Annotated in this window: 15 protein-coding genes and 2 pseudogenes; 9 read left to right on the forward strand and 8 right to left on the reverse strand. The window is 67.5% G+C overall.

The annotated features are described in order from the left end of the window. The first annotated feature begins 80 nt into the window (after window positions 1-80). Complete coding sequence (locus tag ACZ5PB_RS34125) at window positions 81-389, forward strand: immunity 53 family protein (RefSeq protein WP_468696625.1); 309 nt, start codon at window positions 81-83, stop codon at window positions 387-389. A gap of 21 nt (window positions 390-410) precedes the next feature. Here ACZ5PB_RS34125 and ACZ5PB_RS34130 read toward each other — a convergent pair. After that, a pseudogene (locus ACZ5PB_RS34130) lies at window positions 411-1,358 on the reverse strand (IS630 family transposase); the annotation flags it as partial. A gap of 86 nt (window positions 1,359-1,444) precedes the next feature. Between ACZ5PB_RS34130 and ACZ5PB_RS34135 the strand changes: the two are divergent. After that, a complete protein-coding gene (locus ACZ5PB_RS34135; RefSeq protein ID WP_468696627.1) occupies window positions 1,445-1,774 on the forward strand; it encodes a hypothetical protein in 330 nt (109 codons plus the stop codon). Window positions 1,775-1,782: 8 nt separating this feature from the next. Here ACZ5PB_RS34135 and ACZ5PB_RS34140 read toward each other — a convergent pair whose 3' ends face one another. Next, window positions 1,783-2,004 (reverse strand): hypothetical protein, encoded by a 222-nt coding sequence (locus ACZ5PB_RS34140; RefSeq protein WP_468696629.1) that lies wholly within the window; start codon window positions 2,002-2,004, stop codon window positions 1,783-1,785. Window positions 2,005-2,366: 362 nt separating this feature from the next. On the opposite strand from ACZ5PB_RS34140, the gene ACZ5PB_RS34145 reads away from it, so the two are divergent. Both ACZ5PB_RS34145 and ACZ5PB_RS34150 read left to right on the forward strand, forming a co-directional pair. After that, entirely contained in the window at window positions 2,367-2,831 is a 465-nt protein-coding gene (locus ACZ5PB_RS34145) for a hypothetical protein (protein WP_468696631.1), read from the forward strand. Window positions 2,832-2,973: 142 nt separating this feature from the next. Beyond that, on the forward strand, window positions 2,974-3,144 hold the full coding sequence (locus tag ACZ5PB_RS34150) for a hypothetical protein (protein ID WP_468696632.1): 171 nt from the start codon (window positions 2,974-2,976) through the stop codon (window positions 3,142-3,144). Here ACZ5PB_RS34150 and ACZ5PB_RS34155 read toward each other — a convergent pair. Then, complete coding sequence (locus tag ACZ5PB_RS34155; RefSeq protein ID WP_468696633.1) at window positions 3,134-3,400, reverse strand: hypothetical protein; 267 nt, start codon at window positions 3,398-3,400, stop codon at window positions 3,134-3,136. The two genes, ACZ5PB_RS34150 and ACZ5PB_RS34155, sit on opposite strands and share 11 nt — an antisense overlap. Before the next feature lie 298 nt (window positions 3,401-3,698). Here ACZ5PB_RS34155 and ACZ5PB_RS34160 point away from each other — a divergent pair, with 298 nt between their 5' ends. After that, complete coding sequence (locus tag ACZ5PB_RS34160; protein WP_468696634.1) at window positions 3,699-3,884, forward strand: hypothetical protein; 186 nt, start codon at window positions 3,699-3,701, stop codon at window positions 3,882-3,884. Window positions 3,885-3,937: 53 nt separating this feature from the next. Here ACZ5PB_RS34160 and ACZ5PB_RS34165 read toward each other — a convergent pair whose 3' ends face one another. Then, window positions 3,938-4,282 (reverse strand): helix-turn-helix domain-containing protein, encoded by a 345-nt coding sequence (locus ACZ5PB_RS34165; RefSeq protein ID WP_468696635.1) that lies wholly within the window; start codon window positions 4,280-4,282, stop codon window positions 3,938-3,940. An 18-nt stretch (window positions 4,283-4,300) separates the two neighbouring features. Between ACZ5PB_RS34165 and ACZ5PB_RS34170 the strand changes: the two genes are divergently transcribed. Continuing rightward, window positions 4,301-4,663 carry a transposase gene (locus ACZ5PB_RS34170; protein WP_468696636.1) on the forward strand — a complete coding sequence of 121 codons (363 nt, stop codon included), beginning with the start codon at window positions 4,301-4,303 and terminating at the stop codon, window positions 4,661-4,663. A gap of 331 nt (window positions 4,664-4,994) precedes the next feature. On the opposite strand, the gene ACZ5PB_RS34175 is transcribed toward ACZ5PB_RS34170, so the two are convergent. Next, complete coding sequence (locus ACZ5PB_RS34175; RefSeq protein ID WP_468696658.1) at window positions 4,995-6,173, reverse strand: serine hydrolase domain-containing protein; 1,179 nt, start codon at window positions 6,171-6,173, stop codon at window positions 4,995-4,997. Between the two features lie 482 nt (window positions 6,174-6,655). Between ACZ5PB_RS34175 and ACZ5PB_RS34180 the strand changes: the two genes are divergently transcribed. The 3 genes from ACZ5PB_RS34180 to ACZ5PB_RS34190 all read left to right on the forward strand — a co-directional run bounded on the left by ACZ5PB_RS34180 (window position 6,656) and on the right by ACZ5PB_RS34190 (window position 7,928). After that, window positions 6,656-7,198 carry an HAD domain-containing protein gene (locus ACZ5PB_RS34180; protein WP_468696638.1) on the forward strand — a complete coding sequence of 181 codons (543 nt, stop codon included), beginning with the start codon at window positions 6,656-6,658 and terminating at the stop codon, window positions 7,196-7,198. A 5-nt stretch (window positions 7,199-7,203) separates the two neighbouring features. Next, window positions 7,204-7,614 (forward strand): IS5 family transposase, encoded by a 411-nt coding sequence (locus ACZ5PB_RS34185; protein WP_468696660.1) that lies wholly within the window; start codon window positions 7,204-7,206, stop codon window positions 7,612-7,614. A gap of 104 nt (window positions 7,615-7,718) precedes the next feature. Next, a complete protein-coding gene (locus ACZ5PB_RS34190) occupies window positions 7,719-7,928 on the forward strand; it encodes a hypothetical protein (protein ID WP_468696661.1) in 210 nt (69 codons plus the stop codon). Between the two features lie 699 nt (window positions 7,929-8,627). Here the strand turns inward: ACZ5PB_RS34190 and ACZ5PB_RS34195 are convergent. From ACZ5PB_RS34195 to ACZ5PB_RS34205, 3 genes and pseudogenes are all read right to left on the reverse strand, one after another. Further along, window positions 8,628-9,125: a GNAT family N-acetyltransferase gene (locus tag ACZ5PB_RS34195; protein WP_468696640.1), complete on the reverse strand. Its 498-nt coding sequence runs from the start codon at window positions 9,123-9,125 to the stop codon at window positions 8,628-8,630. Window positions 9,126-9,216: 91 nt separating this feature from the next. Then, window positions 9,217-9,470: pseudogene (locus ACZ5PB_RS34200) on the reverse strand (ATP-binding protein); the annotation flags it as partial. Further along, complete coding sequence (locus tag ACZ5PB_RS34205; RefSeq protein ID WP_468696662.1) at window positions 9,422-9,745, reverse strand: hypothetical protein; 324 nt, start codon at window positions 9,743-9,745, stop codon at window positions 9,422-9,424. The gene ACZ5PB_RS34205 and the pseudogene ACZ5PB_RS34200, both read right to left, overlap by 49 nt. Window positions 9,746-10,070: the final 325 nt, after the last annotated feature.

Genomic DNA, 10,070 nt, shown 5'->3' on the forward strand with positions numbered 1-10,070 from the left:
CGCCCCACGACCTAGTGCTGTGACCGGGAAGGTTCGCCGGGTTGGTTGGTCCATGCACGGTCCGCTTAGCATTTGCGTCCATGGCTGAATCCGTGCACGTCCTTGACTGGTTGCAGAGCTGGTACGCCTCACAGTGCGATGGCGACTGGGAACACGAATGGGGCATGACCATCGAGACTCTCGACAACCCGGGCTGGGCCGTCAAGATTGATCTTGAAGAGACAGCCTTGGCGGACCGGGAGTATCCCCAACATCAGGTCACTCGGGATGAGCACGACTGGGTCATCGCCTTGACGGCCGAGAGGGCGTTTCGCATCGCATGTGGACCCGGCAACCTGACTGAGGCCCTCACACTGTTCCGGGTCTGGGCAACAACGAGCGTCCCTTAAGTAATGTGACCGGCGAACCCGTCACGCTGCGAGCGCGGGTCGACCGCCCCAATCGGATGCCCTTCTCGCTGCGGATTCGGGCGCGTTGGCGTCGTTGGGCGGCCAGGACGTCGGGGTGGCGGGCGTTCTGGTTGCGCCAGCGCAGGTAGGCGTGCAGGGCCCGGGTCTGGACCGTGTGGTTTGGATGGTGGGAGTTGGCGAGGGTGAACTGCCGGAGCGGTCCGAAGTGGGTCTCGATGGGGTGGCCCATGACACGTAGGTCGTGGTGAAGCACAGCTCGACCTTGTTGCGCGCCGCCCACCTGCGGATCTTCCAGTTCAGGTGGGCGGAGAGGTTGTCGAGGATCACGTGGATCGGGGCGCCGTCCGGGCGGGCGGCCCGGATCGTTCTCAAGGCCGCCCAGGTGTGGTCGATGCCTTTACGGCGCCGGTTGATCTCCCACATCTGGTCGTCGCCCACTGAGTAACAGCCGTGGAAATAGGTGATTCCGTGGGTACGCCGGTAGGTGGCGGGCAGCCGGTCGGGGTGGCTCTGTTCGGCCCAGCAGGAGCCGGCGGTGGGGCGGATTCCCTACAGCCCGAACTCGTCGAACGCGAACGCGCGGTGCGGCCGCTCATTGATCGCGTACTCGATCCGGGCGAGCTTCGCGTCGAACGCTGCATCGGGGGACTCCTTCCAGGTCTTCGTGCGCTGGAAGGAGATCCCGCGGCGGGCGAGTAAGCACCGCAGGGCCTCCCGTCCGATGAGGACGGGGCGGCTACGGTTGTGTCGCAGGTGATCGGCGAGCTTGCGGATCGACCAGCGCGTGAAGGGCTTGCCCAGCACAGTCGGGCGGGTGGTGGCCATCTGGACGACGAAGTCCTCGTCGTCACGATCGAGAAGGCGGGGACGGCCTCCCGCCCACTGAGGGTCCAGGCATGCGAGCCCGATCTCGTTGAACTTGTGCATCACGTCGCGGACTGTGTCCTCACGAATGGTTGTGACCTACCGGGAGTGTCGGCCCCGCATGTCATCCTGGCGCGATCAGGTCAGCGGGTTGAGGGGAGACAGGGCCGATGAGGGCTGCGTACTACCGAGCCGAGAGCGAGAGCGGCGACCACATCGAGGACCCGTCCGAGGACGCGCTGTTCATGCTGATCGACGACCTCAACCACTCGGACAACACCTTCGTCGTCACCCAGCCCGACGAAGACGACCCGGCCTGGTTCACATCAGTCGCTGTCCTGGACGAAGGAGGCTACGAGGTCGTCCGACGCGACACCACCCGCCGCGAACACGACGTCGCCACCGAGACCAGCATCGACCAGATCGCCCGCGACCTCACCCTCTGGATGGCCGCCCGCGACTTCCCCGGACGGCCCACCCAGAGCACCAGCAACTTCTAAAACACGCCCTAGCTGTCCTTCCGGTCCATCGCACGCTCCCGCACCCGGGCAACAACCTGCTCCTGCTGCACACCACGCAGCCAGCCCATCCACAGCGCCAACCCCGTCACGAACACTGCCATCAACACCACCGCCCACCACGGTGCGTCGGTCTCCAGCACCAGCACGACCATGGCGATCACCCAAATCCCCACGGCACCCGAAACGTTCTTCGCGCTCGGCTTCTTCATGCGGACCGAGTACCCGACCACCGTCCCCGAACACGCAGCAGGGGCGCGCCTTTTGTCTCCTCAGACCAGGCACGCCCCACCGGTGCTGATCACCGTACCGCCCCGCACACCAGAAGCCACGACGATGACCACCACCCGCGCCGCCCTCCACCTCCTCACCCTCCGCTGGGCCGACCTCACCGACAGCCTCACCCCCGGCACCAGCCGCGCCTGGTACGGCGTCGGCATCCGCCACCACCTCGCCGACACCCGACACCCGCGAGCCCGACGACGAGCCCACCCCGAGCCTGCGCGCCCTGGAGCGGCGTCCGGGCCAGATCGGCCAGCGGCCCATCCCTCTCGAACTGAACGTCTTCGCCACCATGCAGACGGTCACCGCGCACCTGCGCGACGCTGCCGACGTCCTCGCATCCCGCCTCCAGATCTCCCCCGTGGTCACCGCGCCCCCCGGCCTCGTCCTGTCTCCGACGAAGGCCGCGCGCCGACGGGCGAAAGCCGCGTGGGACGCAGCAGGCCCCCGGCTGTGGCCCATCGGATCCGACCTGCTTTCCGCAGAGACTGCCCTGGCCTGGCTCACCGCTCGCGTCGAAGGCGCACCGGGACCGTTCTACTTCCTCGACCAGGGCGACCACGAGGCACTCCAGGGGTTCGTCCGCACTTGCCTGTGGCACGCGGAGCGGGCCCTCGACCGCGGCGTCCATGTCGGGCTCACCCTCGTCATCCCGTGTCCGCGCTGCGGCGGGCAGGTCACCATGCGGGGGGGGGGCAGCGCCTCGTGCGGTGGGTGCCGGTCGCAGTGGACGGACAGCGGCAGCGCCGCGGCGTAGTTCAGGACGGAAGTCGGCAGGCGATCCTCGACCGCAGCTTGCTTGTCGCCGGGTATTGCTCCTCGTCCAGCTTGGCAAGGAGCAACACCCGGTGCGCTCCTCAGGCTTGCGCGGCTCGTGTGCCTTGCCGCCAGGGGGCGTGATGTTCGATCAGGACTGGAACGACAACAGCGACAACGAGATCGCGAAAGGGCGCGCGCGAACCACGATGGTGGTAGCCGTACTCATCACGCTCATAGTGGTCGGCGTCGCAGCCGTGGGCATCGGCGGCCTTTCGATCTTCCTGGACGTGATCGACGCTCTCAGCTGGTAGCTGCCCTCAGATCGGCGGAGGTCTGTAGCCACGCTCGCCCGGCCCCCACCCCGTAGTCGTGCGGTTCTGCGCCCCGCCACTCGATCAGTGCGGAACCGCTGGCCACTACATCCTCGGCATCCGCAACCCCTGCGAGCCGGACCAGCTCGGTCAGGTCGCTGTCCGAGTACGCGATGCCGAGGATCTGCTCCCGCGCGGTGACCCGCCGGCCGCCCTCGCCACGCGGCGGGTGCACGACTATCGGTGATCCAGACATGGCTCCACCGTCACCCGAGGCACGGCCGGACGCATCCTGACCCCATCCCGGCGAATCCGACGATCTGGCCTCCCACCTGCAAGGACGGCCGACCGGTCGCATTCGGCGTCTCACGATGTGGTCTTTGAGCATCCCTGCGCCCCCTCGTGCATCGCGGCAGAGTCTGTTCGCCACGACCACGCGGGGTATCGAATGACCGTGGCAAGAACGCCACGATGCCCCCGACGCAGGCGCAAGGCTTCCCAACCGGCCCGCGTCGAGGGCGCACTCCCAGGAGCAGTCCCGGAAGGAGAAGCACGTGTTCGTACTCCCTTGTCTGAACTACCCGTACGGCTCACCGTCACACCGCGCGTTGAGGTGGCACTACATCGTGGCCATCGTGATCGTCAGCGTGGTCGTGCTGGCGTGCGCGGGTGTAAGCCCCCAGGGGGCTGAGGTAGTCCTTGCGCTCGTCGGCCTGGCTGCCGCCGAGCCGCGGAAGTAGTCAGCCGCATGAAGCCCCCGCCACGACCCGGCGGGGGCTTCATGCGCGGGCGCCTACTCGGGCGCTTCGCCCTTCTTCGGCCGGTGCGTGCCCGACCCGGAATACCGACGGAAGATGTCCTGCACCGTCGACAACTTGATGTCCCACCGGGCCGCGATCTCGCGGTAGGACAAGCCCTTCCCCTCCTCCCAGAGCTGGATCACGAGCGCTTTCCGCTCGGCTGACCATGTCTTGTTGCTGCGTACCTGCTCGGCCTTGCTCTGAGACGGGCGACCGCCGCCTTCCGCGCAGTCGTGGCCCGGCCGGGGATCGCGGAGTCCTTCGACCGGCGACTTCGGCGGACTCCCCGCCCGTCGTACGGCCGCGCTGTCCAGGACTAGGACTTTCGTCTGGATCATCTGATCGTAGGTCTGGGCGTGCCGTTGACTGACGCGCAGTGGGCGCGGAGCGGGCCCTTGCTCCCGGACCGGATTCCGCAGTGGGGTGCCCGGTGGCGGGATCACCGTGAGGTGATCGACGCGATCGCCCGGAAGTTCCACACCGGATCGCAGTGGGTCCACCGGCCGGAGAAGTACGGGAACTGGAGCGGCGTCTACAACAGGCTGCGGATGTGGGCCATCGACGGCACCTGGGAGCGGGTGTTCGCCACGCTCATCGCCCAGGCCGATGCCGAGGAGGACGTCAGCTGGGGCGTTTCGGTCGACTCCACGGTAGTGCGCGCTCACCAGCACGCGGCCGGGGCCTGCAAAAAAGGGGGGCCCTGCCCGGGCGCCCGATGACAATGCCATCGGCCGGTCTCGCGGTGTGCTGACCTCGAAGATCCACCCCGCATCCGATGCCCACTGCCCGCCACTGGCCTTCGTGCTCACCGCCGGTCAACCGCACTGTGCACAGCGCACCGCGCACGACACCGACGCGGACCGGACCACCCCACGGTGGCGGAGATCGCCGAACTGGTCCACGGCAGCGCACCGTTGGCCGAGGGGGGCGGCCTGCCCGACCCGGCCCGTTTCACCCGCCTGTTCACCGACCGCCTGTCCCGCACGCTGTGACCCCGAGGATGCGGCTCGGTCGAACCACCGGGCCGCGTCCCCTGGCCGGTTGAGCGGCTCAGCGGTTGCGGGGCGCCTTCGGTCGGCAGTACTCGGCTTCCGCGATGGCGTCCGGGGCCCCCGTGTGCCAGTCCCCGTTGCGGTTGTACGCCAGTTGGTGGCGGCCGTCCTCGGTGGTCACGGCCAGGGAGGTCGAGCCGACCATGCCGCCGCCGTGGCCCCAGAGCGTGGTGCCGCAGCTCGTCCGCATCTTCATGATCCCGAGCCCGTACGACATGCCGGCGCGACCGGTGGAAGGCCCCGTCGTCTTCATGGCTTTGAGCTGCTGGGGCGGCAGCAGTCGGCCGCGCATCAGTGCGCGGTAGAAGCGGTTGAGGTCGCCGTTGGTGGAGATGATGTCGCCGTCGGCCCACCCCTGCGAGCCGTTCATCTCGGTGACGTCGTCGATCCGGTCGGGCTGCGCGTCGAACAGCTTCGAGTACGCGCGGCTGCTGGGCCGGGGAATGTGGATGCTGTTGCCGGGATTGCTGGTGGCTGTCAGGCCCAGCGGCCTGATGATCCGGTCACGCACCTGGGCCTCGTAGGTCCGCTTGCCCGCCTTCTCCAGGATCAGCCCGGCCAGGATGTAGTTGGTGTTGGAGTACGAGAACTCCTTCCCCGGCACGAACAGCGGCGGGTGGGCCAGCGCCACCTTCACGTGCTTCAGCGGCGGCAGCGTGTCGTAGCGGTGCTTGAGGTAACCGTCCCCGCGCAGGTACGTCTTGACGTACTCCTCGTCGGCCAGGTAGTCGAACAGGCCGCTGGTGTGGCTGAGGAGATGACGGACGGTGATTTTGTTGCCGTCGTTGCCGTTGCCCCGTACCAGGCCGGGGAGGTGGTGCTCCACGGTGTCGTCGAGGTCGAGCTTCCCCTCGGCCTCCAACTGGAGCAGGACGGTCGCCACGAACGTCTTGGTGATGCTGCCGACCCGGTACCGGTCGTCCACGTGGCGCGGCGCGCCGGTGGTCCGGTCGCCGACGCCCGACGTCGCCTTCCACACGCCGTGCCGATCGCGCACCTGCGCCGTGATGCCGGGGATGCCCGCCTTCACCTCCGCGTCGATCGCCCGCCGGGTCGCCTCGTGCCCCTTCTCGGACGATGCTTGGGCGGGGGCGGCGAAGGCGGTGGCCGCCATCGCCGCTGCCGCGAACGTCACCGCTCCGGCCCGCGCGGTCTTCCGTAACGTCCTGAACGCCATGCCGTGCTCCTTGTCGTTGTACGTGCGGTACGGGACGGGAGCAGCCGCAGTGAACTCGACCGGAACCGTCTTCACCACAGGACCGCGGGAGCTCGGCAAGGGTTGAGCGCTCTGGCAGTAACGCCCACGCCCGAGCACGCCGAGCGACTCCTGAGGGCGCGTCTGGTTGGTCACCGACCCACCGGATACGCCCTGGGCGCTGCTTCGGCCCGTTCGTCAGGGCAGGCCCGCCCGCGGTGCGCGGACGGGCGGCGCGATGTTCCAGGGGGCCGGCACCTTTGAGGTCCTGGCTACAGCGCCCACCGCCTCGGCGTTCTCGCTGCCCCGCGTCGTGAACGGCCAGGGACCGCGGCCAACGCCACCAACGCTGGGGGCGGTCACGGCCCGGCACCGCAGGATGCATTCCGGCAAGGGCCGTGGACAACTAGGCCGTTTCGTTTGGATCGCCACCTCGACCTGCTTTCCGCTGGTTCAATGCGGTTATGCCACTTGGGAGATCGTTTGAAGCTGGTGTTCGTGTAGCTGCGCAGCGGCGTCCGCTTCTCCTGCTGGATGTAGATGGGGTGCTGAACCCCTTCGCGGCAGATGGCTGCCCTGAGGGCTACCGTGAGCACGCGTTCTTCCCCGATGACGAGTCACCAGTCCGCTTGTGCGACGCTCACGGCCCCTGGCTCAAGGGCCTTGCCCGGGAGTTCGACTTGGTCTGGGCAACAGGTTGGGAAGACGAAGCGAACACGTTCCTCACCCCTGTCCTGAGCCTGCCGGTCCTGCCGGTTGTCCGTTTCCCACCCTCGCCGTTCGACCCGGCAGAGAAGGTGCCGGCCATTGACGCCTTCGCTGATGACCGGCCTGCTGCCTGGGTCGACGATGCCCACACTCCCGAGGCACGGGCCTGGGCCGACGTCCGTACTGCACCTACGCTGCTGGTCACCACCAATCCAGCGCGTGGTCTGACTGCGGAGATGGTCGAAGAGCTCTTGCTCTGGCGAGCATCCTTGCGAGGAGGTCTCGACCCAATCGGCTGAGCTTACTGCCTGACAGGACGCCGAAGAGAGGAGGCCGGTGGCGCAATCACCGTGAGGTGATTGACGCGATTGCCTTCAAGTTCCGGACGGGATCGCCGTGGGTGCACTTGGCTGAGAAGTTCGGCAAGCGGCGGGGCGTCTACAGCCGACTGAGGAGGTGGGCCCTCGATGGCATGTGGGAACGCGTGTTCACCGTGCTGATGGCCCAGGCCGATGCGGACAAGGACCTCAACTGGGTCGTCTCGGTGGACTCCACGATCGTACGGGCTCACCGGCACGCGGCCGGAACGCGCACAAGCGGAGGCCCTATTGACGAACCGCCAGATCACGCCCTCGGCCGCTCCCGCGGCGGACTGAGCACGAAGATCCACCTTGCTGCCGACAGTGCGACAGGTGACCGGCTGGCCCAGGCCTGAAGGAGGTCCTGGCCCACTGCCCCGAACTGGACCAGGCCGCCGGACACGTCCCCGACTCCAGCGAGGTCCTCACCGATCGCCTCGGCTGCACACTCCCCAGCTGGATCGACGCAGTCGACGCCAGCCAGCTACCCGGCCTCACCGGCTTCGCACTCCACCTGCTCCGAGACCTAGACGCAGTAACAGCTGGGCTCACCTTGGATTGGAGCTCGGGCAGCATAGAGGGCGCCGTCAGCCGCATCAAGAAGATCAAGCGGCAGCTCTACGGCCGCGCCGGCTTCGAACTACTCCGTAAGATGATCCTTCTCCAGTAACACCGCGCGATGTTCCCCGAGAGCTGCGCGAGAACCGAACAGCAGGGACCCCTGCTGCGGCCGGCATATAGCCAGTGCAGGCAGGCGCCGAGCCGTGGCAGGATTGCCTCATGTTGATCCGAAAGGGCGATGCCGCGTAGGCGTCCCAAGGCCGTCCGTGCAGAGCGGTGGCGGCCACCATGGCACTGTCCGGTTCTGAGGGTCCCCGGTGTCTCCGCGCGGACTCGTGCAGCGATCCGCCGGGTCGAAGACCAGGAGATGTGGCCCAACGCGGTCGCCGAGGCACTCTCGTGTTTCGAGTGGGCTTTCAGGGAGCCAAGACGCTACCTGGACGCCTCCGCGTTTGATTCGCCCGGCGTGGGAGATGCCCGTGATGATCTGGAGTGGGCGATGGTGCACCTTCCGCCCGGAGCCAAACGGGACTTGGGCCGATTGATCACGCGTATCGATGAGGAACTCGAGCACCGCACCTTGCCGGATCCCAACTACAACGAGTGTGCGACGACGTGCTGGTGGTGGACCAGAATGCGTGAACGCTGACGGTCCCCGAGGTCGCCTCCCCTCCCTGCAATCGAACGAAGCTGTCACCCTCCGCGACGTCTCCCCAAGATCTGTGCCAGAACCGAGAAATGACGGCGCTGGTGTGGCGGTGAACGCGAGCCGTCCAGGTGCTTCAGCGGGCGACCAGACGGTGGGGTATCAACACGCTCGCTCGTATTCGACTTGGTCAAGGGGGTTCCCATCGCCAAAGTCGAAGGTGCGTGCGGTGCCACACTCGGTGAAGCCGCACTTGCTGTAGAAGCGGCGGGATTGTGGGGTGTCACGCAGTGTCCACAAGTGCACCTGGGTGAACCCGTCGTTGCGAACGCGGTGCAGCGTCTCGGTCATCAATACGGCGGCGACACCGCTGCCCCAGCTGTCGGGGTGGCTGTAGAAGGTGTGAATCTCGGCAAGGCCCGGTCGGGTCGAGGACGGGCTGAAGGCGGACAGCGCCAGGGGGCGGCTGTCGAGTTCAGCCAGCAGAATCGTCGCTGCCGCCTGCGCGATCCTTTCGTGCCATCGCGTCCGCCTGCTCTGGACCGCACGTGCGGCGAACTCTGGATCGAAGAAGGGAGCATAGGCCGCCTCCCAGGCTGCGGCGTGTATCTCACCGAGGAAGTCCCCGTCGTGAAGGTCGGCGCGACGAACTGTGAACATCCGATCAGCCTATCCTCAATGCCTTACAGGCAGCCTCGTAGTTCAGACGGAGCGCTTGAATCGGTGCGCCGCCCGAGAGTGGTCGGGCAGGTCAGCTGGTCTTGGCGGGTTCCTCGGCACGTGCCCGGGTGCTGGCGAGGCGGTAGGAGTCGGTGCCGGTTTCGATGATGATGCCGTTGAAGGTGAGGCGCTCGACGATGGCCGCGCAGAGGCGGGGGGTCGGTGAACGAATTGATCCACCCGCCGAAGGGACTCGTTGGAGGCGATCGCGACGCTGTCCTTCTCCTCCCGTTCGGTCAGGACCTGAAAGAGGAGTTCGGCGCCGTGGCGGTCGAGTTCCATGTAGACCCGGCCAGGCGGCAGTCCGCCTCGGCGTACGTCGCACCGAACTGAACGAGCTCCGCCGCCTGGGCTGGCTGCGCGCGGCCCGTACCGTCACCATCCGCTACAGCAGCTCCCGCGGCAGCCCCACCACCCTCCACCTCTGCGCCGGACTCGACGTCGCCCTTCTCCTGCTCGTACGGCACGGTGTCGACTGTGCTGCCCTGCGGAAGCCCGGCAAGGGGTGCCGTTCCCCGCTCGCCCCGGATCAGGGCGAGCACATGGTGGCGCTGGAGCACGTCGGCCGGATCGTCGGGGTGAAACGGGCCGCCGTGGCCCGGTGGCGGCGGATGCCCGGCTTCTCCGCACCGGTCCCAGGCACGTAGGCGAGTCCGCGCTTCCGGGCCGCTGACGTGGTTCTGTGGCTGCTGGCCCACCGCAAACTGGCGTTTCCCAGCGCGGCCTGCTGACCGCATCGCCTACGGCCGCCGGACTGTCAGCCGCACGGTGCGAGCCCGGCTGCCCGATGCCAAAAGTCCCCCGGGGTGCACCTTGAGTTCTAGTGGTCGTCGCAACACCCCAGCTCAGGGGATGCGATGGACTTCAAGATCCGTGAGAGCCGCA

It is taken from the genome of Streptomyces sp. NPDC032721 (genome assembly GCF_055579625.1).